General features: G+C 67.6%; 19 protein-coding genes. 13 read left to right on the plus strand and 6 right to left on the minus strand.

The features are described from left to right. Window positions 1–128 precede the first annotated feature (128 nt). Genes AC3B6A_RS27150 through AC3B6A_RS27160 form a run of 3 tightly spaced genes read right to left on the minus strand, consistent with a single transcriptional unit; the run spans window position 129 to window position 1,748 of the window. Window positions 129–377, minus strand: coding sequence for a cytochrome C oxidase subunit IV family protein (locus AC3B6A_RS27150; protein WP_488400184.1), 249 nt, complete (start codon window positions 375–377; stop codon window positions 129–131). Next, window positions 374–967, minus strand: coding sequence for a cytochrome c oxidase subunit 3 (locus tag AC3B6A_RS27155; RefSeq protein WP_488400186.1), 594 nt, complete (start codon window positions 965–967; stop codon window positions 374–376). The genes AC3B6A_RS27150 and AC3B6A_RS27155 overlap by 4 nt, the downstream gene beginning before the upstream one ends. Then, window positions 951–1,748 carry a CbbQ/NirQ/NorQ/GpvN family protein gene (locus AC3B6A_RS27160; protein WP_488400187.1) on the minus strand — a complete coding sequence of 266 codons (798 nt, stop codon included), beginning with the start codon at window positions 1,746–1,748 and terminating at the stop codon, window positions 951–953. Before AC3B6A_RS27160 ends, AC3B6A_RS27155 begins: the two co-directional genes overlap by 17 nt. 197 nt (window positions 1,749–1,945) lie before the next feature. On the opposite strand from AC3B6A_RS27160, the gene AC3B6A_RS27165 reads away from it, so the two are divergent. From AC3B6A_RS27165 to AC3B6A_RS27195, 7 genes are all read left to right on the plus strand, one after another. Further along, complete coding sequence (locus AC3B6A_RS27165; RefSeq protein ID WP_488400188.1) at window positions 1,946–2,257, plus strand: c-type cytochrome; 312 nt, start codon at window positions 1,946–1,948, stop codon at window positions 2,255–2,257. Window positions 2,258–2,336: 79 nt separating this feature from the next. Beyond that, on the plus strand, window positions 2,337–4,481 hold the full coding sequence (gene nosR / locus AC3B6A_RS27170) for a transcriptional regulator NosR (RefSeq protein ID WP_488400189.1): 2,145 nt from the start codon (window positions 2,337–2,339) through the stop codon (window positions 4,479–4,481). Between the two features lie 28 nt (window positions 4,482–4,509). Then, on the plus strand, window positions 4,510–6,417 hold the full coding sequence (gene nosZ / locus AC3B6A_RS27175) for a TAT-dependent nitrous-oxide reductase (RefSeq protein WP_488400190.1): 1,908 nt from the start codon (window positions 4,510–4,512) through the stop codon (window positions 6,415–6,417). Window positions 6,418–6,461: 44 nt separating this feature from the next. After that, window positions 6,462–7,754 (plus strand): nitrous oxide reductase family maturation protein NosD, encoded by a 1,293-nt coding sequence (locus AC3B6A_RS27180; RefSeq protein WP_488400191.1) that lies wholly within the window; start codon window positions 6,462–6,464, stop codon window positions 7,752–7,754. Further along, the gene (locus AC3B6A_RS27185) at window positions 7,751–8,665 is read left to right on the plus strand and encodes an ABC transporter ATP-binding protein (RefSeq protein ID WP_488400192.1); all 915 of its coding nucleotides are present in this window, start codon (window positions 7,751–7,753) and stop codon (window positions 8,663–8,665) included. The genes AC3B6A_RS27180 and AC3B6A_RS27185 overlap by 4 nt, the downstream gene beginning before the upstream one ends. After that, a complete protein-coding gene (locus AC3B6A_RS27190) occupies window positions 8,662–9,486 on the plus strand; it encodes an ABC transporter permease (protein WP_343452231.1) in 825 nt (274 codons plus the stop codon). Before AC3B6A_RS27185 ends, AC3B6A_RS27190 begins: the two co-directional genes overlap by 4 nt. Before the next feature lie 20 nt (window positions 9,487–9,506). Next, the gene (locus AC3B6A_RS27195; RefSeq protein WP_488403733.1) at window positions 9,507–10,028 is read left to right on the plus strand and encodes a nitrous oxide reductase accessory protein NosL; all 522 of its coding nucleotides are present in this window, start codon (window positions 9,507–9,509) and stop codon (window positions 10,026–10,028) included. Between the two features lie 9 nt (window positions 10,029–10,037). On the opposite strand, the gene AC3B6A_RS27200 is transcribed toward AC3B6A_RS27195, so the two are convergent. Beyond that, window positions 10,038–12,884, minus strand: coding sequence for an EAL domain-containing protein (locus AC3B6A_RS27200; protein ID WP_488400193.1), 2,847 nt, complete (start codon window positions 12,882–12,884; stop codon window positions 10,038–10,040). A 175-nt stretch (window positions 12,885–13,059) separates the two neighbouring features. On the opposite strand from AC3B6A_RS27200, the gene uvrD reads away from it, so the two are divergent. Further along, window positions 13,060–15,240: a DNA helicase II gene (gene uvrD / locus AC3B6A_RS27205; protein ID WP_488400194.1), complete on the plus strand. Its 2,181-nt coding sequence runs from the start codon at window positions 13,060–13,062 to the stop codon at window positions 15,238–15,240. Window positions 15,241–15,363: 123 nt separating this feature from the next. Here the strand turns inward: uvrD and AC3B6A_RS27210 are convergent, their stop codons facing one another. Then, window positions 15,364–17,124 (minus strand): cation:proton antiporter, encoded by a 1,761-nt coding sequence (locus AC3B6A_RS27210; RefSeq protein WP_488400195.1) that lies wholly within the window; start codon window positions 17,122–17,124, stop codon window positions 15,364–15,366. Window positions 17,125–17,365: 241 nt separating this feature from the next. Between AC3B6A_RS27210 and AC3B6A_RS27215 the strand changes: the two genes are divergently transcribed. The 3 genes from AC3B6A_RS27215 (at window position 17,366) to AC3B6A_RS27225 (ending at window position 19,143) form a co-directional block, all read left to right on the plus strand. After that, the gene (locus tag AC3B6A_RS27215) at window positions 17,366–18,238 is read left to right on the plus strand and encodes a Tim44 domain-containing protein (protein WP_488400196.1); all 873 of its coding nucleotides are present in this window, start codon (window positions 17,366–17,368) and stop codon (window positions 18,236–18,238) included. 183 nt (window positions 18,239–18,421) lie between these two features. Next, window positions 18,422–18,823: an SMI1/KNR4 family protein gene (locus AC3B6A_RS27220; protein WP_488400197.1), complete on the plus strand. Its 402-nt coding sequence runs from the start codon at window positions 18,422–18,424 to the stop codon at window positions 18,821–18,823. A 107-nt stretch (window positions 18,824–18,930) separates the two neighbouring features. Then, complete coding sequence (locus AC3B6A_RS27225; protein ID WP_488400198.1) at window positions 18,931–19,143, plus strand: YgdI/YgdR family lipoprotein; 213 nt, start codon at window positions 18,931–18,933, stop codon at window positions 19,141–19,143. A gap of 73 nt (window positions 19,144–19,216) precedes the next feature. Here the strand turns inward: AC3B6A_RS27225 and AC3B6A_RS27230 are convergent, their stop codons facing one another. Beyond that, window positions 19,217–19,882 carry a GntR family transcriptional regulator gene (locus AC3B6A_RS27230; protein WP_488400199.1) on the minus strand — a complete coding sequence of 222 codons (666 nt, stop codon included), beginning with the start codon at window positions 19,880–19,882 and terminating at the stop codon, window positions 19,217–19,219. A gap of 249 nt (window positions 19,883–20,131) precedes the next feature. Between AC3B6A_RS27230 and AC3B6A_RS27235 the strand changes: the two genes are divergently transcribed. After that, a complete protein-coding gene (locus AC3B6A_RS27235) occupies window positions 20,132–21,526 on the plus strand; it encodes an aspartate aminotransferase family protein (protein ID WP_488400200.1) in 1,395 nt (464 codons plus the stop codon). 138 nt (window positions 21,527–21,664) lie between these two features. Further along, window positions 21,665–23,032, plus strand: coding sequence for a glutamine synthetase family protein (locus tag AC3B6A_RS27240; RefSeq protein ID WP_488400201.1), 1,368 nt, complete (start codon window positions 21,665–21,667; stop codon window positions 23,030–23,032). The last annotated feature ends 82 nt before the right edge of the window (window positions 23,033–23,114 follow it).

The following is a 23,114-nucleotide window of genomic DNA, read 5'->3' on the forward strand; positions in this document are numbered from 1 at the left end:
TTTTCGTAGGTAAATCAGTGCGTTGCGCAATGCGCCAGGATGACGCAGGCGGCGGCGGACGCCACGGCCGAGGGGCGTGGCGTGGCGTCATGGAGTGCCCGAAGGCCGGATATTTCCCCGCTGGAAACTCAGTGGGTCGCGTGCAGCGCCAGGATCACGCTGGTGACCACCAGCGGCCAGCCGAGCAGCAGCGAACGCCACAGCCGCGGGCCGTGGCCGAGTTCCATGAAGCGCAGGGCGATGAGCCAGGCCTTGCCCAGGCCGAGGGCGAGGATCACCGCCACCGGCAGCAACGCATCGGGCGCATGATGGCCCAGCCAGACCCCGGCGACGGACATGGGCAGCATCAGCAGCCAGGCGATGAGCAATGTCTTCATGATGCGGGCGCCAATACGTAGACCAAGGGGAACAGCACCACCCAGACCAGGTCGACCATGTGCCAGTACAGCGTGCCGGATTCCAGCCCGCCCAGCGCATCGCCGCGGTACGCGCCGCGCAGGCAGCGCAGCATCATCCAGCCGAGGATCACCAGCCCCAGCCACACGTGCAGGAAGTGGAAGCCGGTGATCAGCCAGAACAGCGTGAAGAAGGTGCTGTATTCCAGGTCCAGCCCGCGCGCGGCGAGGTGGTAGTACTCGCCGGACTTCAGCGCCACATGCGCCAGCCCCAGCAGCAGGGCGACGCCCAGCAGCACCGCCGCGCGCCCCTGGCGCCGGCGGCGCACCTGCTCCACCGCCAGCGCCGCGCAGAAGCCGGCGGTGAGCAGGGTCAGGGTCAGCGCCAGGGCGATGGACAGGTCCAGCTCCGCGCGCCCGGCGCGGAAGCCCGCGCCGTCCAGGTGCTGGGCCACGGCGAAGACGATGATCAGGATGGCGAAGACGGTCAGCTCGGCGAGGATGAAGAACCACATCGCCAGGTCGCCCGGCAGGCGCCGGGCAGCGAGCGAAACCTCAGGCGAAGTGGACATCGACCAGGTCCATCAGTGCGGCGACCGTGGCTTCGTCGTCCGACAGCGGCTCGGCCAGTCCGGCGCGGCAGGCGTCGCGCGGCGCCACGCCGGCCTGCAGCAGGCGCGCGGTGAGCACCAGCAGGCGCGTCGAGCAGACTTCCTCCAGCTCCTGCCGGCCCAGCCGGCGCAGGGCCACGCCCAGTTGCGCCAGGCGCTGCGCGAGCTCGGCGGAAACGCCGGCCTCGCGGACGATGATCCCGGCCTCCACCTCCGGCGCCGGGTAGTCGAAGCGCAGGGCGACGAAGCGCTGGCGGGTGCTGGGCTTCATGCCCTTGAGCAGGTTCTGGTAACCGGGGTTGTAGGACACCACCAGCATGAAGCCGGGCGGCGCCACCAGCGCTTCGCCGGTGCGCTCGATGAACAGCTCGCGGCGGTCGTCCGCCAGCGGGTGCAGCACCACCACCGTGTCCTGGCGCGCCTCCACCACCTCGTCGAGATAGCAGATGCCGCCCTCGCGCACCGCGCGGGTCAGCGGGCCGTCCTGCCACCAGGTGCCGTCGCTGCCGATCAGGTGACGGCCGACCAGGTCCGCCGCCGACAGGTCGTCGTGGCAGGCCACGGTGTACAGCGGCAGGTTCAGGCGCTGCGCCATGTGCTGGACGAAACGGGTCTTGCCGCAGCCGGTCGGGCCCTTGATCAGCACCGGCATGCCCTGCGCGGAAGCCTCGGTGAACAGCGCCACCTCGTTGCCGGTCGCCTGGTAGAAGAGCGGCGGGATGTTCTGAGCGGGGGCGTTCATGGCGTGTGGGTCTCCGTCGAAAGCTATGGCTGGGCAAACTACCCACTGAGGCCCCTCGTCTCAAGCGCAGCGCCGGGAGTTCTTGATTGGTATCAAGCGGAAGCCGAGCGCGTCCTCCTAGAATTGCCGCCAATGCCGGCTAGACTCCGCCGGACCCAATCGGCGCTGAGACGCCAAGCCAATGAGGAGATGTGTACATGAACAAAGCCCTGCTTGCCGTGCTGTTCGGCGGTCTGGCGTTCCAGGCCACTGCAATGGCCAGTCCCGGCGAAGACCTGTTCAAGTCGAAACCCTGTGTGGGCTGCCACACCGTCGACTCGAAGCTGGTCGGCCCGGCCCTCAAGGAGGTCGGCGCCAAGTACGCCGCGCAGAAGGACGGTGTTGACCAGATCGTCAAGAGCATCACCACCGGCAGCAAAGGCAAGTGGGGCCAGATGCAGATGCCGCCGAACAACGTGACCCCGGAAGAGGCCAAGGCCCTGGCCGAGTGGATCGTCACCCTCAAGTAATGCCATGCGCTACGTCAGAGGCCGCCGTTCCCTGACGTAGCGCAGCTTTTCTAGCGGCGATTGGTGGAAGGGGGCCCCAATGGTCCGCGTTCGCAATGTGTTCGGGGCACTGCTTGGCTGTCTGCTGCTGATGGCCGGCCTGGTCGCCCATGGGGCGGAACTCAGCGCCCTGGAACGTACCCGCATCCTGCAAGTGTTCCCCCAGGCCGATCATATCGGCGAGCCCGAAGGCGAATATGGCGTACGGCGCCTGTCCCAGGGCGACAAGCTCCTCGGCTATGCCTTCCAGAGCTTCAGCGTCACCCGCATGCCGGCCTACTCCGGCAAGCCGATCAACGTTCAGCTGATCCTCGATCCGCAAGCCGTGATCCGCGACGCCTACGTCCTCGAACACCATGAGCCGATCCTGCTGATCGGCATTCCCGAAGCCAAACTGCACGCCTTCACCGGCGGCTACTCCGGGCTGCGCGCCGACCAGCGGGTCGCCGTGGGCCGCTCCGGCGATCCGCAGACGGTCACCGTGGATGCCGTCGCCGGCGCCACCGTGACGGTCATGGTGGTCAACGAGATCATCATGCGCGCCGCCAGCACCGTGGCGGTCTCCCTCGGCCTGATCAAGGACACCGGCAAGGTCCGGCCCAAGCCCGCCAACGTGCGCGCCGACCTGTTCCAGGGCGCCAGCTGGGACGAAATGCTCGGCAGCGGCGCCATCCGCCGCCTGACGCTGACCCGCGGGCAGATCGACGACGCCTTCAAGGGCACCGAGGCGGAGAAGGTGGGCAAGGCCAACGACCCGCAGCAGCGGGGGGAAACCTTCATCGACCTCTATACCGCGCTGCTCAACCCGCCGAGCATCGGCCGCAACCTGCTCGGCGAGCGCCAGTACCGCGACCTGATGGACAGCCTGAAGCCCGGCGAGCACGCCGTGGTGGTCATGGGCGACGGCCAGTACTCGTTCAAGGGCTCGGGCTACGTGCGCGGCGGCATCTTCGACCGGGTGCAGATCCGCCAGTTCGGCGACATCATGAGCTTCCGCGACCTCGACTACATCCGCCTCTCGGACACCTACGCCACCGGCATGCCGCACTTCCCCGAGATGGCGATCTTCATCGTCCGCGCGGCGCAGCGCTTCGACCCGGGCACTCCCTGGGACCTGGAGCTGCTGGTGCGTCGCCAGACCGGCCCGGTGGCCAGCCTGTTCACCACCTTCAACCTGTCCTACCAGACGCCCGAAGCCTACCTGGACCGTCCGCAGCCGACCGCCGAGGAACTCGAAGCGCTGGAAGACGCCAAGCGGCCGATCTGGCTGCGCGTGTGGTACCAGAAGAGCTTCCAGATCAGCGTGCTGGTCGGCGCCCTGGGCCTGCTCGCGGTCATCCTCTTCCTGCAGGACAACCTGACCCGCCGGCCGCGCATGCTGCACTGGCTGCGCCGCGGCTACCTGATGTTCACCCTGGTGTATATCGGCTGGTACTGCCTGGGCCAGCTCTCGGTGGTCAACGTGCTGACCTTCGTCCACTCGCTGTTCGAAGGCTTCCGCTGGGAACTGTTCCTCATCGACCCGGTGCTGTTCATCCTCTGGACCTTCACCGCCGCCAGCGTCCTGCTCTGGGGACGCGGCGTGTTCTGCGGCTGGCTCTGCCCCTTCGGCGCCCTGCAGGAGCTGCTCAACGAGCTCGCGCGCAAGCTCCGGGTGCCGCAGTTCGAGCTGCCCTTCGCGGTCCATGAACGCCTGTGGGCGATCAAGTACATCGTCCTCATGGTGCTGTTCGGCGTCTCCCTGGAATCGCTGTCCAGCGCCGAGCGGTTCGCCGAGGTGGAACCGTTCAAGACCGCCATCACCCTGCATTTCGACCGCCAGTGGTGGTTCGTCGCCTATGTCGCGGTGCTGCTGATCGTCAACCTGTTCAGCCGCAAGGTCTATTGCCGCTACGTCTGCCCGCTCGGCGCGGCGCTGGCGATTCCCGGCAAGGCGCGGCTGTTCGACTGGCTCAAGCGCCGCAAGGAGTGTGGCCAGCCGTGCCAGCTGTGCGCCAAGGAGTGCGAGATCCAGGCGATCCATCCGGACGGCCGGATCAACGCCAACGAGTGCCATTACTGCCTCGACTGCCAGATGACCTATCACAACGAGAACAAGTGTCCGCCGTTGGTGAACAAGCGCAAGAAACGTGGCAAACGCGCGACCACGAGCGAGCCCGAGCTGATTGCGGTGCAAGAAATCTGAATTGTCGCCTTATGGAAAGGAGCAAACCATGACTGAGAAGAAACAGCAGCAGGAAGAATCGACCGGCCTCAGCCGCCGGGGCTTCCTCGGCGCCTCCGCGGTTACCGGCGCAGCGGCACTGGTGACCGCCGGCTCGATGGGCGCGTTCACCTCCCGCGAAGCCTGGGCGGAAGCGGTGAAATCGGCCCAGGACAAGATCCACGTCGCCCCCGGCGAGCTGGACGATTACTACGGCTTCTGGAGCGGCGGCCACCAGGGTGAAGTGCGGGTGATGGGCGTTCCGTCGATGCGCGAACTGATGCGCATCCCGGTGTTCAACACCGACTCGGCCACCGGCTGGGGCCTGACCAACGAGAGCAAGCACGTTCTCGGCGAGGGCGCGCGCTTCCACAACGGCGACTGCCACCACCCGCACATCTCGATGACCGACGGCAAGTACGACGGCAAGTACCTGTTCATCAACGACAAGGCCAACAGCCGCATCGCACGTATCCGTCTGGACATCATGAAGTGCGACAAGATCACCACCATCCCCAACGTGCAGGCGATCCACGGCCTGCGCCTGCAGAAGGTGCCGCACACCAAGTACGTGCTCTGCAACGCCGAATTCGTCATCCCGCATCCCAATGACGGATCGAGCTTCGACATCACCGGCGAAAACGCCTTCACCATGTACAACGCGGTCGACGCCGAGACCATGGAAGTGGCCTGGCAGGTGATCGTCGACGGCAACCTCGACAACACCGACGCGGACTACACCGGTCGCTTCTCCGCCTCCACCTGCTACAACTCGGAGAAGGCCACCGACCTGGCCGGCATGATGCGCAACGAGCGCGACTGGGTGGTGGTGTTCGACATCCCGGCGATCGAGAAGGAAATCAAGGCCAAGCGCTTCATCACCCTCGGCGACAGCAAGGTGCCGGTGGTCGATGGCCGCAAGAAGGACGGCAAGGACAGCGCCGTCACCCGCTACATCCCGGTGGCGAAGAACCCGCACGGCCTGAACACCTCGCCGGACGGCAAGTACTTCATCGCCAACGGCAAGCTGTCCCCGACCTGCACCATGATCGCCATCGACAAGCTGCCCGACCTGTTCGCCGGCAAGCTCAAGGACGCGCGTGACGTGGTGGTCGGCGAGCCGGAACTGGGCCTCGGCCCGCTGCACACCACCTTCGACGGTCGCGGCAACGCCTACACCACGCTGTTCATCGACAGCCAGCTGGTCAAGTGGAACCTGGAAGACGCCCGCCGCGCCTACAAGGGCGAGAAGGTCGACTACATCCGCCAGAAGCTCGACGTCCAGTACCAGCCCGGCCACAACCACGCCTCGCTGACCGAGACCAGCGAAGCCGACGGCAAGTGGGTCATCGTGCTGAGCAAGTTCTCCAAGGACCGCTTCCTGCCGACCGGCCCGCTGCACCCGGAGAACGACCAGCTGATCGACATCTCCGGCGACGAGATGAAGGTGCTCCACGACGGCCCCACCTTCGCCGAGCCGCACGACTGCATCCTGGCCCGCCGCGACCAGATCAAGACCAAGAAGATCTGGGACCGCAACGATCCGTTCTTCGCCCCGACGGTGGAACGGGCCAAGGCCGACGGCATCGACCTGATGAAGGACAACAAGGTCATCCGCGACGGCAAGAAGGTGCGCGTGTACATGACCTCGTCGGCGCCCACCTACGGCATCACCGAGTTCACCGTGAAGCAGGGCGACGAAGTCACCGTCACCATCACCAACATCGACGAGATCGAGGACGTGACCCACGGCTTCGTCATGGTCAACCATGGCGCGAGCATGGAAATCAGCCCGCACCAGACCTCGTCCATCACCTTCACCGCTGACAAGCCCGGCCTGCACTGGTACTACTGCAGCTGGTTCTGCCATGCGCTGCACATGGAAATGGTCGGCCGCATGCTGGTGGAAAAGGCCTGATTCCAGGCCCCTGGCCCCGCCGGCAGCCGCCGGCGGGGCCATTGATGAGAAGGTGTTGCATGTTACCCACGAGGCCAAGCCTAGCCCTGTTGCTGTGGCCGCTACTGTTGTCCGCGGCGGGCGCCCAGGCGCAGCCGCAATCCATCGACCAGCTGCCGCTGCAGACCGATGGGGAAATCCGCACCCTGCCGGCCGGCAACTACACCGGCAACTACACCATCGACCAACCGCTGCACCTGCGCTGCGCGCCCGGCGCGCTGATCGACGGCCTGGGCCAGGGCAGCACGCTGCACGTCCGGGTCCCCGGCGTCACCGTCGAAGGCTGCACCCTGCGCAACTGGGGCCATGACCTGACGGCCATGGACGCGGCGATCTTCGTCGACAAGATCGCCAAGGGCACCATCGTCCGCGGCAATGACCTGCAAGGCATCGGCTTCGGTATCTGGCTCGACGCCACCCAGGATGTCCAGATCCTCGACAACCACATCCAGGGCGACCCCAGCGTGCGCTCCCAGGACCGTGGCAACGGCATCCACCTCTACGCGGTGAAGAACGCCCTGGTGCGCGGCAACCAGGTGCACCAGACCCGCGACGGCGTCTACATCGACACCTCCAACGACAGCACCATCGAAGACAACCGCTTCGAGGACCTGCGTTACGGGGTGCACTACATGTTCACCAACAACAGCCGCGTGATCGGCAACCTGACCCGGCATACGCGCACCGGCTACGCGCTGATGCAGAGCCACCACCTCACCGTGGTCGGCAACCGCTCGGTGGATGACCAGAACTACGGCATCCTGATGAACTACATCACCTACTCCACCCTCACCGACAACCAGGTGGACAGTGTGCGCAGCGGCGATGGCGGCGGCGACGCGATGATCTCCGGCGCCGAAGGCAAGGCCCTGTTCATCTACAACTCGCTGTTCAACCGCATCGAGAACAACCGCTTCGAAAACAGCGCCCTGGGCATCCACCTGACCGCCGGCTCCGAGGACAACCGCATCGCCGGCAACGTCTTCATCGGCAACCGCCAGCAGGTCAAGTACGTGGCCAGCCGGACCCAGGAATGGTCGGCCGACGGCCGCGGCAACTTCTGGAGCGACTACCTGGGCTGGGACCGCAACGCCGACGGGATCGGCGACGTCGCCTACGAACCCAACGACAAGGTCGACCAGCTGCTGTGGATGTACCCGCAGGTGCAACTGCTGATGACCAGCCCGGCCATCGAGCTGCTGCGCTGGGTCCAGCGCGCCTTCCCCGTCACCCGCCCGCCCGGCGTGCGCGACAGTTTCCCGCTGATGCGGGCCCCGGACCAGGAACCACGGTCATGAAACCCATCGAGATACGCGAGGCCTCCCTGGACTACGGCGGCTTCACCGCCCTGCACGGCCTCGACCTGCAACTGGGCGCCGGCGAGGTGCTCGGCCTGCTCGGCCACAACGGCGCCGGCAAGACCACCACGATCAAGCTGATCCTCGGCCTGCTGCAACCGACCCGCGGCAGCGTGCGGGTGTTCGGCAAGGAACCGAGCGACCCGGCGGTGCGCCGCCGCACCGGATTCCTGCCGGAGAACGTGACCTTCTACCCGCAGCTGACCGGCCGCGAGACCCTGCAGCACTTCGCCCGGCTCAAGGGCGCCGCCGCCCACGAGGTGGACGACCTGCTCGAACAGGTGGGCCTCAACCACGCCGCCGGGCGCCGGGTGAAGACCTACTCCAAGGGCATGCGCCAGCGCCTCGGCCTGGCCCAGGCCCTGCTCGGCCAGCCGCAACTGCTGCTGCTCGACGAACCCACCGTCGGCCTCGACCCCATCGCCACCATCGAGCTGTACCAGTGGCTCGACCGCCTGCGCGCGCAGGGCACCGGGATCATCCTCTGCTCCCACGTGCTGCCGGGCGTCGAGTCGCACATCGACCGCGCGGCGATCCTCGCCAAGGGCCGCCTGCTGAAGGTCGGCAGCCTGGCCGAACTGCGCCGCGACGCCGGCCTGCCGGTGCGCATCCGCTTCGCCGGCGCGGCCAACGACGACCGCTCGCACCGCTGGCGGGCCGCCGGCCACGGCGTCGAGGCCCTGGATGGACGGCGCCTGGAGCTGCGCGTCAGCGAAAGCCGGCAGCACGAGGTGCTCAGCGAGCTGCTCGCAGGCCGGGCGCAGGAACTCGAGGTGCTGCCGCCGTCGCTGGAAGACCTCTATCGCCACCACATGGGCGACAACCACCCCGCCACGGGAACACACTCATGAATCCGCTCTGGAACATCGCCCGCAAGGAACTGGCCGATGGCCTGCGCAACCGCTGGCTGCTCGCCATCAGCCTGCTGTTCGCCCTGCTGGCCGTCGGCATCGCCTGGCTCGGCGCCGCCGCCAGCGGCCAGGTGGGCTTCACCTCGCTGCCGGCGACCCTCGCCAGCCTGACCAGCCTTGCGACCTTCCTGATGCCGCTGATCGCCCTGCTGCTGGCCTACGACGCCATCGTCGGCGAGGAGGAAGGCGGCACCCTGATGCTCCTGCTGACCTACCCGCTGAGCCGCGGCCAGCTGCTGCTGGGCAAGTTCCTCGGCCACGGCATGGTCCTCGGCCTGGCCACCCTGCTGGGCTTCTCCGCCGCCGCGCTGGCCATCGCCGTGCTGGTCCAGGACATCCCGCTGGGGCAGCTGCTGGCCTCCTTCGGGCGCTTCATCCTGTCGTCCTGCCTGCTCGGCTGGACCTTCCTGGCCATCGCCTACGCGCTGAGCAGCCGGGTCAGCGAGAAATCCACCGCCGCCGGCCTGGCCCTGGGCGTGTGGTTCTTCTTCGTGCTGCTGTTCGACCTCGCCCTGCTGGCGCTGCTGGTGATCGGCAAGGGGCAGATCAGCGCCAACCTGCTGCCCTGGCTGCTGATGCTCAACCCCACCGACCTGTACCGCCTGATCAACCTGCCCGGCTTCGGCGCCGAGCTGGGCGGCGTCCTGTCCCTGGGCAACGACCTGCCGGTAGCGCCCGCCGTGCTGTGGCTGGCCCTGTGCGGCTGGACCCTGGCGGCGCTGGCCCTGGCCTACGCGCTGTTCCGCCGGCGCCCGCTCTGACACGAGGAATCACCATGCTGTTGTCCCGTCACCTCCGCCTCGGCCTGCTGGCCGGCCTGTTCAGCCTGTTCCTGGCCGGCTGCGACAACGCCGCCGAGGAAACCGCGAACCTGGCCCCGGTGCCGTTCCAGAAGGGCGATGAATGCCACGTCTGCGGCATGCTCATCGAGGACTTCCCCGGGCCCAAGGGCGAAGCGGTCGCCCCCGGCGCGGTGCACAAGTTCTGCTCCACCGCCGAACTGCTCGGCTGGTGGCTGCAGCCGGAAAACCAGCACAGCGGCGCGCGCCTGTACGTGCACGACATGGCCCGCAGCGACTGGAACCATCCCGATGACCGGCACCTGGTCGACGCCACCAGCGCCTTCTACGTGGTCGGCGTGAAGCGTCCGGGGGGCATGGGCGCCACCCTCGCGTCGTTCGCCCAGCGGGCGGATGCCGATCGCATGGCCAGTGCCGAGGGCGGCCGCGTGCTGAGTTTCAGCGAGATCGACCAGAACGTGCTGCAGGGCATCTCCGCCGACCACGAGCACCAGCACCAGTAACCCCGCGGCTCAGGGCGCCGGGACGCCCGCCTGCAATCGGTCGAGGACGCCCTCGGCCGGCAGCGGCGGGCTGATCAGGAAGCCCTGGATCTCGTCGCAGCCGTGGGCGCGCAGGAAGCGCAGCTGCTCGGCCTGCTCGACGCCCTCCGCCACCACCTTCAGTTCCAGGCTGTGCGCCATGGCGATGATCGCCCGGGTGATGGCCGCGTCCTCGCCCTGCTGCGACAGGTCGCGGATGAAGGTCTGGTCGATCTTCACGTAGTCCACCGGGAAGCGCTTGAGGTAGCTGAGCGAGGAATAGCCGGTGCCGAAGTCGTCGATGGCCAGGGTCACGCCCATCTCGCGCAGCTGGCGGAAGGTCGTGGTGACGCTCTCGACGTTGTCCAGCAGCTGGCTTTCGGTCAGCTCCAGTTCCAGCAGGCGCGGCGGCAGGCCGGTCTCGTCGAGCACGGCGCGCACCAGCTCCACCAGGTTGCCGGTGCGCAGCTGGTGCACCGAGAGGTTCACCGAGACGCGCAATTCGTGGCCCTGGCGCTGCCACGCCCGGGCCTGCTGGCAGGCGCGACGCAGGACGAACTCGCCGATGGCGCCGATCAGCCCGGTCTCCTCGGCCAGGCCGATGAAGTCGCCGGGCGGCACCATGCCCATCTCCGGGTGGCGCCAGCGCACCAGCGCCTCGGCGCTGTCCAGGCGCTCGTTGGCGAGGTTCAGCTTGGGCTGGTAGTGCACGTCCAGCTGGCCTTCGTCGATGGCCTTGCGCAGCCGGGTTTCCAGCTGCAGACGCTCCAGGGTGCAGGCCTGCAGGTTGTCGGTGAAGAACTGGAAGGTGTTGCCGCCCAGGTGCTTGGCGTGCTGCATGGCCATGTTCGCCTGGCTCATCAGCGCGGAGATTTCCCAGGCGTTGTCCGGCAGCAGGCTGATGCCCACCGAGGCGCTGATCACCAGTTCGTGGCCGCCCACGGTCATTGGCGTGCGCAGCTTGGCCAGCAGGCGGCTGGACAGGCGCGCCAGCGCCGCGAGGCTGGCGTAGGAGTCGATCAGCACGGCGAACTCGTCGCTCGACAGCCGGGCGATGGTGTCCGCCTCGGGCACCGTCTGGGTCATGCGCCGCGCCATCTGCCGCAGCAACTGGTCGGCGACCTCGTGGCCGAGGCTGTCGTTGAGCAGCTTGAAGCGGTCCAGGTCGATCAGCAGCAGCGCCGCCGTGCGGCCATCCTGGCGGGCGCGCTGGCCGGCCTCGTGCAGGCGCTCCTTGAACAGCGTGCGGTTGGCCAGGCCCGTGAGCTCGTCGTAGTGCGACAGGTAGCGCAGGCGCTCCTCGGCGTCGCGGCGGGCGGTGAGGTCGGCGAAGAAGCCGACCACATGGGTCACCTGCCCGCGGCCGTCGCGCACCACGTTGAGCTGCAGCCACTGCGGGTACAGCTCGCCGTTCTTGCGCGTGTCGATCAGCTCGCCCTGCCAGGTGCCGTTGCGCTCCAGTTCGGCGCGGATGCCCTGGTAGCGGCGCAGGGTTTCCGCCGAGCCCATCAGCCGGCTGGCGTTGCACCCCAGCAGCTCCTCGCGGCGGTAGCCGGTGAGGCGGATGAAGGCCTCGTTGAGGGCGATCAGGCGGTAGTCCGGGTCGAGGATGACGATGCCTTCGCTGGCCGCCTCGAACACGGTGGCGGCCAGGTGCTGTTCTTCCTCGCGCAGCTTGCGGGCGGAAATGTCGGCGCGGGTGCCGACCATCCGCGTGACCTGCCCGCGGGCGTCGCGCGCCATCGCCCGGCCGCGGTCCTCCACCCAGACCCAGTGGCCGTCGGCGTGGCGCACGCGGTATTCGATGCGGTAGCCGTCGGTGCGCCCCTTGAGGTGCTCGACCAGCGCCCGGCGCAGCAGCGGCAGGTCGTCCGGGTGCAGGCGCGGGCGCAGGTCGTTGCGTACGCTCTTCACCGCCGCCTGGGTCAGCCCGAAGATTTCCTCCAGGTGCGAGTGGTGCACCTCGTCGGTCAGCAGGTTCCAGTCCCACAGGCCCAGCTCGCTGGCCTCCAGCGCCAGCGCCAGGCGCGCCTCGGTGTGGCTGAGCTGCGCGCTGCCCGCCTCCACCCGCGCCTGCAGGGCGTCGCGGGCGCGGCACAGCTCGCGCTCGGCGCGGCGGCGCTGCTCGACTTCGCGCTCCAGGTCGTGGTTCAGCGCCTCGGCCTGGCTGTTGGCGCGCTCCAGGTGCGCCACCAGCGCCTGGGCCTGGAAGCGCCGCAGCAGGCTGGTGTGGACCAGCCGGTGAATCTGCCAGGCCACCACCAGCAGCGCCGCCAGGAGGATCACCCCGAGCAGCCCCCAGCCCTGCTGCAGCGGGTTCTGGCTGAGCAGCAGGTAGGCAATCGAGGGGAACAGGCAGGGCAAGGCGAAGGTGAGGAACGCCGGCAGGCTGACTGCGTAGGCCACGCTGGCGGAAAGGATCGCGGCGGCGATCAGGCCGAACACCAGGGACTGCTGGAGAAAGGCGTCCGCCGGCACCAGGGCGATGGCGGCGAAAGCCAGGGTCAGGCCGGAAGCCCCGGCGCCGAACAGGAAGGCGCGCTGCCAGTGGCGGCTGGCCTGGCGCTCGGCGGAAGCGGCGTGGAAGGCGGAAACCTGGATCAGCCGCAGCACGGCCAGCAATACCAGCGACACCAGCCAGCCGGAAAGCAGCCCGGCGGATACCTGGTCCCACAGCAGGCCGGCGCAGGCCAGGCCGTTGAGCAGCATGAGCAGCGTCGGCACCCGCGACCCCTGGTAGAGCAGGCGGGTGCGTTCGACGGCGATCTCGTGAGCATACTGCTGGCGAATCTCGGCATGGCTCACCGGGATCGCCGAAGGCTCTACATAAGCGGTCATAGGCGGTTTTTCTAGTTGTCTGGCCTAGGCGTCGGCGGAGCATAACCGAGGAGGCAGCCCCACCCAAGCATGACAGATGGCATTTGGCCGGCTGCCTGCCCAACTTTCGTCGGGACTGCGCCGGACGGCGGGCCGGTTTGCCGGGGAAAACCGCCCGTCGGTAGAATGCCGTCCCATGAACGACGACCTTTCCCTCCTGCTCAACTCCCTCAACGACCCGCAGCGCCAGGCCGTGGCCGCGCCGCTGGGGCGCCAGCGCGTGCTCGCCGGCGCCGGGTCCGGCAAGACCCGCGTGCTGGTGCACCGCATCGCCTGGCTGATCCAGGTGGAGCGCGCCTCGCCGCACAGCATCCTGGCCGTGACCTTCACCAACAAGGCCGCCGCCGAGATGCGCGCGCGGATCGAGCAGTTGCTGGGGATCAATCCGGCCGGCATGTGGGTCGGCACCTTCCACGGCCTGGCGCACCGCCTGCTGCGCGCGCACTGGCAGGAAGCCGGGCTGCCGGAGAACTTCCAGATCCTCGACAGCGACGACCAGCTGCGCCTGGTCAAGCGCGTGGTCCGCGAGCTGGGCCTCGACGAGCAGCGCTGGCCGCCGCGCCAGGCGCAGTGGTTCATCAACGGACAGAAGGACGAGGGCAACCGTCCGCAGAACATCCAGGCCAGCGGCGACCTCTACCTGTCGACCATGGTCAGCATCTACCAGGCCTACGAAGAGGCCTGCGCCCGCGCCGGCGTGGTCGACTTCGCCGAGCTGCTGCTGCGCTCGCTGGACCTCTGGCGCAACCGTCCGAGCCTGCTGGAGCACTACCAGCGGCGCTTCCGCCACATCCTGGTGGACGAGTTCCAGGACACCAACGCCGTGCAGTACGCCTGGCTGCGCTTCCTCGCCAAGGGCGGCGAGAGCCTGATGGTGGTGGGCGACGACGACCAGTCGATCTACGGCTGGCGCGGCGCGAAGATCGAGAACATCCAGCATTTCGCCGACGACTTCGCCGGCACCGAGGACATCCGCCTGGAGCAGAACTACCGCTCCACCGCCACCATCCTGAAGGCCGCCAACGCGCTGATCGCCAACAACAGCGGGCGCCTGGGCAAGGAACTCTGGACCGACGGCGCCGACGGCGAGCCGATCACCCTCTACGCCGGCTTCAACGAGCACGACGAGGCGCGCTACATCGTCGAGACCATCGAGGACGCCCTGCGCAAGGACGGCCTCAAGCGCAGCGAAATCGCCATCCTCTACCGCTCCAACGCCCAGTCCCGGGTGCTGGAAGAGGCACTGCTGCGCGAGAAGATTCCCTACCGCATCTACGGCGGCCAGCGCTTCTTCGAGCGCGCCGAGATCAAGAACGCCCTGGCCTACCTGCGCCTGATCCGCCTGCGCGACGACGACGCCGCGCTGGAGCGGGTGATCAACGTGCCGCCGCGCGGCATCGGCGAGAAGACCGTCGAGGCGATCCGCAACGCCGCGCGCCTGAATGGCACCTCGATGTGGCGGGCGATCAACGACGTGATCGCCGCCAAGGCCGTGGCCGGCCGCGCCGCCAGCGCGCTGAACGGTTTCCTCGAGACCGTCGACCTGCTGGCGCTGAAGGTGGAAGGCCTGCCGCTGCACCAGATGACCCAGATCGTCATCGAGCAGTCCGGGCTGATCACCTACCACAAGGAAGAAAAGGGCGAGAAAGGCCAGGCCCGGGTGGAAAACCTGGAAGAACTGGTCAGCGCCGCCCGCGCCTTCGAGACCCCGGACGACGAGGACACCCCGCCGCTGGTGGCCTTCCTCGACCACACCGCGCTGGAATCCGGCGATACCCAGGCCGACGCCTTCGAGGACAGCGTGCAGCTGATGACGCTGCACAGCGCCAAGGGCCTGGAGTTCCCGCTGGTGTTCCTCGCCGGCATGGAGGAAGGCCTGTTCCCGCACAAGATGAGCCTGGAAGAACCCGGCCGTCTCGAAGAGGAGCGCCGCCTCGCCTACGTGGGCATCACCCGCGCCATGCAGCGCCTGGTCATGACCTACGCGGAGACCCGCCGGCTGTACGGCAGCGAGACCTACAACAAGGTCTCGCGCTTCGTCCGCGAAATCCCGCCGGGCCTGATCCAGGAAGTGCGCCTGTCCAACTCGGTGAGCCGCCCGCTCGCCGGCGGCCAGCGCAGCGGCAACCTGTTCAGCGGCGCCAACGTCCCGGACACCCCCTTCAGCCTCGGCCAGAGCGTGCGCCACCCGCTGTTCGGCGACGGCGTGATCCTCAACTTCGAAGGCTCCGGCGCCCAGGCGCGGGTGCAGGTGAACTTCGACAGCGAAGGCAGCAAGTGGCTGATGATGGGGTACGCGAAGCTGGAAGCGATCTGACGCGCCAGCGCAGTTTTTTGCTCTTCGTAGGAGCGAGCTTGCTCGCGAACCGACTCCGCCGCGGGGCTGGTTCGCGAGCAAGCTCGCTCCTACACGCCATTCCCACCCGCTCAGTAGGCCGGCTCAGTGCTGCCCGTCGCCACCCTGCTCCAGGGTCTCGATCAGCGCCACCTGCATCCGCGAATGCACGCGGATGAACCAGCGCCAGAACACCGCGATCACCAATGCTGCGATCAGCGCCACCACCACCAGCAGCTCGCCCGGCGGCAGGATGCTCGAACTGAGCGCCGCCAGCAGCAGCATCATCCCGCCCAGCGACAGCAGCGGAATCAGCTCGGCGATCACCCGGCGCACCCGCGCGGTATGGCGGCCGGCGCTTTCCTCCTTCACGCCCAGTTCCGCCAGCAGCATCGCCAGCGCCTTGAGCTTGCGGTAGGCGGCGATCAGGAAGGGCAGCGACAGCAGCAGCGCGGCGCCCCAGATCAGCGCCTTGTGCAGCGCTTCGTGCTCGACGACATCGGCCAGCCACTGGGCAAGGGTCCCGGCGAAGTAGGCCAGGCCGAAGAAGATGGCGATCACCAGCGTCAGGTTCACCCCGACCTGCAGCAGGATGCGCCGGATCATCCCGGCGAGGACCGCCTTGTCGCCGCGCGGCCTGATGCTGCGCAGCCATTCGCCGTACAGGCTGAACACCCGCACCATCGGCGACGGCAGGCTGCGCCCCAGGTACAGCGCCAGCGGGTCGGCGGAGCGGATCAGGTACGGCGTGAGCAGCGTGGTGATGGCCGAGACGCCCACCACCACCGGGTAGAGGAAGTCGCTGGTGACGCCCAGGCTCATGCCCAGCCCGGCGATGATGAAGGAGAACTCGCCGATCTGCGAAAGCCCCATGCCCACGCGCATCGAGGTGCGCCCGCCGTTGCCGGCGATGAAGGCGCCGGTGCCGCAGGACACCAGCTTGCCCAGCACCACCACCAGGGTGATCACCAGGATCGGCGCGGCGTATTCCACCAACACCCGGGGGTCGATGGTCAGGCCGATGGCGACGAAGAAGATCGCGCTGAACATGTCGCGCACCGGCTCCATCAGGCGCTCGATCTGCGCCAGCTGGCGCGACTCGGCCATGATCGCGCCGATCAGGAAGGCGCCGAGGATCATGCTGTATTCCAGCCTGACCACCAGCAGGCAGAAGCCGAAGCACAGGCCGAGCACCGTCACCAGCAGCATCTCGTTGCTCTCGAACTTCGCCACGTAGGCCAGCAGGCGCGGCACCAGCAGGATGCCGACGACCAGCGCGACGACCATGAACAGGCTCAGCTTGCCGACCGTGGCGAACACCTGGCCGGCCTCCACCGCGCCGCTCACGGCGATGCCGGAGAACAGCGCGATGATGCCGATGCCGAGGATGTCCTCGATGATCAGCACGCCGAAGATCAGCTGGGCGAAGCGCTCGTTCTTCAGCTTCAGGTCGCCGAGTACCTTGATGATGATGGTGGTCGAGGACATCGCCAGGATCGCGCCGAGGAACAGCGAATCCATGGTGCCCCAGTCGAACAGCCGGCCGATCTCGAAGCCGGCCCAGAGCATCAGGGTGATCTCCAGGAAGGCGGCGATGAACGCCGTGGCGCCGACCCGGAACAGCTTGCGCAGGGAGAATTCCAGGCCCAGGCAGAACATCAGGAAGATCACCCCCAGTTCGGCGAGGGTTCTGATGCTTCCCTCGTCGTGCACCAGGGCGAAGGGCGGGGTGTGCGGGCCGATGATCACCCCGGCGATGATGTAGCCCAGCACCACCGGCTGCCTGAAGCGGTGGCAGAGGATGGTGACGAAGCCGGCGATCAGCATGATCACCGCCAGATCCTGGACGAAATCGATGGCATGCATGGTCGGCGGTCCTCGCGGCGTGGGATCAGGGGGATCGCGCGGCTGACGGCCTCGCTCAGCGCAGCCTAACACCCGCATTGGCCCCCGGGCGGTCCTGAAAGAATCAGTAACAGACTGATTCGGAAGGAAAATCCCGTCACCTGGAGGCAAGGCAACAGCGCGAAACAAAATCCGGCTGGTCGAAGGCGGCGATGCTCGGCAACATGACGCGCGTCGTATACCCACCAAGAGAATGACAACGATGAAGCGCTTTCTCAGCCTTGCCATGGCCTTCTGTGTCGCCGTGACGCTCAGCCTCGACGTCAACGCCGCCAAACGTTTCGGTGGCGGCAAGAGCCTGGGCTCGGCGCCGAGCCACCAGACCCGCCAGGTACAGCCCAGCACCGCCCCGAATACCTCCACCGCCGCCGCTCCGGCCGCCGGCGCCGCTGCCGGTGCCGCCGCCAAGAGTGGCGCTTCGCGCTGGCTCGGCCCGCTGGCCGGCCTGGCCGCCGGCGGCCTGCTCGCCTCCATGTTCATGGGCGACGGCTTCCAGGGCATGCAGTTCCTCGACATCCTGATCATCGCGCTGATCGCCTTCATCGCCTTCCGCTTCATCGCGTCCCGTCGCCGCCAGCAGCAGAGCCATCAGCCCGCCATGGCCGGCCACGGCCACGCGCCGATGCAGCGCGAAATGCCGGCCCAGCCGTCGGTCTTCGGCGGTGCCGCGCGCCCGGTGATGGACACCCGCCCGGTGATCAACGCGCCGAGCTGGTTCGATGAAGCCCGCTTCATCGGCGCCGCCCGCGAGCACTTCATGTCCCTGCAGCAGCACTGGGACGCCAACGAGATGGACAAGATCGGCGAGTTCGTCACCCCGCAGATGCTGCAGTTCCTCAAGCAGGAGCGCGCCGACCTGGGCGACGGCTACCAGTCGACCTACATCGACAACCTCGACGTGCAGCTCGAAGGCGTGGACGACACCGCCGAGAAGACCATCGCCACCCTGACCTTCAGCGGCGTGTCGAAGTCCTCGCGCTTCGACCAGGGCGAAGCCTTCAGCGAAAGCTGGCGCATGGAGCGCGCCCAGGGCGAGAACCAGCCCTGGCTGGTCGCGGGCATCCGCCAGAACTGATCCCGCGCGACACTGGAAAAGCCCGGCCCCGGCCGGGCTTTTTCGTTTCCGCGGGATGTGCCTCCGCTGCGCCCCACCGGGCGGGCCGCCCGTCCGGACGGCGCCACGGCGTTGGTCTTGCGCGAAGTGCCGGCTACTACTGTATAAAGCGCGCCACCATCCAGCGTAGAGAGGCCCCCGCCTGTGGAAGATGTGATCGAGAAACTGCGTGAAGCGAACGAGCCGGTTCCCGTCCCGCTGGAGCTGCCGGACGAAGAACTGCTGGTGGAGATCGAAGAAGCCCTGCTGATCGGCATTCCGTCGGAATTCCGTGAGTTTCTTCTTCAAGTCAGCGACGTGATCTATGGCCGCCTGGAGCCGGTCACCGTGACCGATCCGCACTCCCATACCTACCTGCCGGAAGTGGCCGCCGTGGCCTGGTCGATGGGCCTGCCGCGCGAGCTGATACCGCTCTGCGCCGATGGTGACGACTACTATGCGGTGGCCGAGGATGGCGAGGTGGTGCTCTGGGCCGACGGCGAGCTCACCGAGGAAACCTGGGACTCGGTGTGGACCTGGGCACGCGACGTATGGCTCGACACCTGAAGCGGGGCTTCGGAATTTCCTGACACTTCGATGGTCTCACTGGCAACTCACCGTACCTTTGGCCCTTGCTTCACAGGCCGGGCACGATGCCTCGTTGTGGAGACGCTATGAAGTTCAAAGCCCTGTTCACCAGCCTGTTGCTGCTCGGTCTCGCCGGATGCGCCGACAAGGCCGTGGTGACGCTGCAGGATGGCAGCGAAATACTGGTGAAGGATCACTCCGACTATGACAAATACAATGACTACTACGAGTTCGAGCAGCTCAATGGCGACACCATCCTGATCAAGAAGGACAACGTCCGCTTCATCAAGACGCCCTGAGCCGAGACGCCGATCGCGGTCAGGCGAACGCAACCTGCGCGCCTGACCGGCCTCATCTGCAGCGCTGCGGGGCCTAACGCGCCCCCAGCAGCCCCCCGCTCTCCAGTTCGAGCAGATTGAGCAGGTACTGGCCGCAATAGCCCAGGTCCTGCTCGATGGCCTTGCGCGCGCCCGCGCCATCGCCACGCTCCAGGGCGCGCAGCGCGTCTTCGTGGAAGTCGTTCAGGCGCAGCGACAGGTCGGCCTCGGTGAACAGGCGGTTGAAGAACGGCCCGACCTGCAGCCAGAGCGCCTCGATCATGCGCAGCAGGGTCGGGTTGCCGCAGGCGCTGTAGAGCGTGAGGTGGAACAGGCTGTTGGCGTCCAGATAGCCCTGGACGTCGCGGGCGTTCAGCGCGCTTTCCATGCGCGCGGTGCAGTCGCGCAGCAGCTCCATGTCGCTGGGCTGCAGATGCCGGGCCGCATCCTCCACCGCCAGCCCCTCCAGCGACTGGCGCACCTGCAGGATCTGCAGGTAGCGCTCGCGGGTCATCACCGGCACCCGCAGCGAGCGCTGCGGCTCGCCTTCCAGCGCGCCCTCGGCGACCAGCCGCTGCAGGGCGGCGCGCACCGGCATCGGGCTGGTGCCCCACTCCTGCGCCAGGTCACGGATCTTGAGCCGCTCGCCGGGCTGGAAGCGCCCGCTCAGCAGGGCCTGGCGCAGGTTCTGGTACAGCTGTTCCTGAAGGTTGTCGGCCATCGCGCATCACTCCCGGCCGGCCGGTGGCGCCGGCAGTTGGGCGAAGGTCAGGCTGCAGTCGTGCATCATCTCGCGTATCCCCTGTTTGCATTGCCGCCATCCACCGACAGCACGTCTGTCATGTGGATAACCACAATCTGTGATCACAAAATTCTTCGCAGCGCAGATTATCAGGCTGCATATCCAGTGTATTGACTTTTTTGTGATCACAAATAGAAGATGTGCAAAAAAACAAACGAGGTGTGCAACATGACCGCCAGCGGAATCGCCCAACAGGCCGTGGATCTCTTCACCGCCCGCGAGCGCCAGCGCTTCCTGGAACAGAACCCCAAGTCCGTCGCCCTCGCCGAGCGCGCGCGCCAGTCGCTGTACGCCGGCGTGCCGATGCACTGGATGGCCGACTGGTCGACGCCCTGCCCGCTGTTCGTCGAGCGTGCCCAGGGCGCCCGTTTCCACGACGTGGACGGCCATGACTATGTGGACTTCTGCCTGGGCGACACCGGCAGCATGTTCGGCCACTCCCCCGCGCCGATCGCCCGCGCCCTCGCCGAGCAGGGTGCCAACGGCCTGACCACCATGCTCCCCGGCGAAGACGCGGTGGTCTGCGGCGAACTGCTCGCCGCGCGTTTCGGCCTGCCGTTCTGGCAGGTGACCGCCACCGCCACCGACTCCAACCGCTACGTGCTGCGCTGGGCCCGCGCGGTCACCGGGCGCAAGACCCTGCTGGTGTTCGACGGCTGCTACCACGGCACCGTCGACGACGTGATGGTGCGCCACCGCGACGGCGCGACCGTGCACCGCTCCGGCCTGGTCGGCCAGGCCTACGACCTGACCCAGCACAGCCGCTCCATCCCCTTCAACGACGTCGCGGCGCTGGAAGCCGCGCTGGCCCGGGGGGACGTCTGCGCCCTGCTGTGCGAGCCGGCGATGACCAACATCGGCATGGTCCTGCCCGACCCGGGCTTCATGCAGAAGTGCCGCGAGCTGACCCGCAAGTACGGCGCGCTGCTGATCATCGACGAGACCCACACCATCTCCACCAACATCGGTGGCTGCACGAAGTTGTGGAACCTCGACCCGGACTTCTTCGTGGTCGGCAAGCCGATCGCCGGCGGCGTGCCCTGCGGCATCTTCGGCTGCAGCGCGGAGATGGCCGAGCGCATGGCCGCCTCGCGCCAGCAGGCGCAGGAAGACAGCCACGGCCACGGTCACAGCGGCATGGGCACCACCCTCTCGGCCAACGCCCTGGCCATGCACTGCATGCGCGCCAACCTGGAACAGGTGATGACCCAGGCGGCCTACGACCACATGCTGCCGCTGGCCAAGCGCCTGGCCGACGGCTTCCGCCGGCTGATCGCCAAGCACGGCCTGAAGTGGTCGGTGACCGAGCTCGGCGCGCGCAGCGAGTTCCAGTTCTGCGCCGTCTCGCCGCGCACCGGCGCCGAGGCCGAAGCCGCGTTCCACGACGAGCTGCAGATGGCCCTGCACCTGTACCTGATCAACCGCGGCATCCTGATCACGCCGTTCCACAACATGACCCTGTGCTGCCCGGACACCACCGCCGCCGACGTCGACCGCCTGATCGAGACCCTCGATGCCGGCATCACCGAGCTGCTGGCGATCCCCGGCGCGCGCGAGGCCTGATCAAAACAACCCCTACCCCGGCTTCTGGGCCCTACGAACGCCGGAGCCCAGACCCGTAGGGTGGATGACGCTCTTTTCATCCACCCACACAATCCCGGTGGATGGATGAAGCGCCATCCACCCTACGCGAGGACCATCATGCAATTCGCCGATCGAAAGGAAGCCGAAGACTTCCTCGCCGCCCACCCGGAAGTGCGCAGCATCGAACTCTTCATCATCGACGCCAACGGCATCCCGCGCGGCAAGCTGCTGCACCGCGACGAGCTGCTGGCGATCTACGACAACGGCCGCCCGCTGCCCAGCTCAATCCTCGCGCTGACCATGCAGGGCGAGGACGTCGAAAGCACCGGGCTGGTCTGGGAAGTCGCCGACGCCGACTGCTGGACCTACCCGCTGCCCGGCAGCCTGACCCTGCAGACCTGGCGCGCCAGCCCCACCGGCCAGTTGCAGGTGAGCATGCACCCGACCCAGGGCCTGCCGGCCACCCCGGCCGATCCGCGCCAGGCGCTGCTGCGCGTGGTCGACCGGCTGAAGGCCGACGGCCTGCACCCGGTGATGGCGGTGGAACTGGAGTTCTACCTGCTGGACAAGCAGCGCGACGCCAGCGGCCGCCCGCAGCCGGCAGTGCAGATGAACGGCGTCCGTCCGGAGGCGCCGCAGGTCTATGGCGTCTACGAGCTGGAGCAGCTGCAGCCGTTCCTCGACGACCTCTACGCCGCCTGCGAGGCCCAGGGCCTGCCGGTGCGCACGGCGATCTCCGAATACGCGCCGGGCCAGGTCGAGCTGACCCTGGAGCACCGCTTCGACGTCATGCAGGCCATCGACGAAGGCGTGCGCTACAAGCGCCTGGTCAAGGGCGTGGCGAACAGGCACGGGCTGCAGGCCTGCTTCATGGCCAAGCCGTTCGGCGACCGCGCCGGCAGCGGCATGCACCTGCACGTCAGCCTCGCCGACGCCGAGGGCAACAACCTCTATGCCAGCGAAGACATCCACGGCACCCCGCTGCTGCGCCACTCCATCGGCGGCATGATGGCGCGCCTGCTCGACTCCCTGGCGATCTTCTGTCCCAACGCCAACTCCTTCCGCCGCTTCCAGGCCAACAGCTACGCGCCGCTGGCCAAGAGCTGGGGAGTGAACAACCGCACCGTGTCCTTCCGCGTCCCTGGCGGCCCGGCCAAGAGCCGGCACATCGAGCACCGCATCTGCGGCGCCGACGCCAACCCGTATCTCGCGGCGGCGGCGATCCTCGCGGCGATCCACGAAGGCATCCACGAGCAGATCGACCCGGGCGCGCCGATCGTCGGCAACGGCTACGAGCAGGCCACCGAGTTCCTGCCCACCGACTGGCTCACCGCGCTGCGCGCGCTGGAGTCCTCCGCCTGGGCCCGCGAGGCGCTGGGCGAGGAATTTTTCAAGGTGTTCCTGGCGATCAAGTGGGAGGAATACCGCCAGTTCATGGGCGAGGTGGGCGAGCAGGACTGGCGCTGGTATCTGCACCACGCCTGATCGACACGGCGAAACGACGGATGACCGCGAGCGCCTGTGGATAACTCCGCACGACCTTCCGCGGGGCGCATGATCCGCGCCC

Source organism: Pseudomonas sp. B12(2026) (assembly GCF_057767015.1).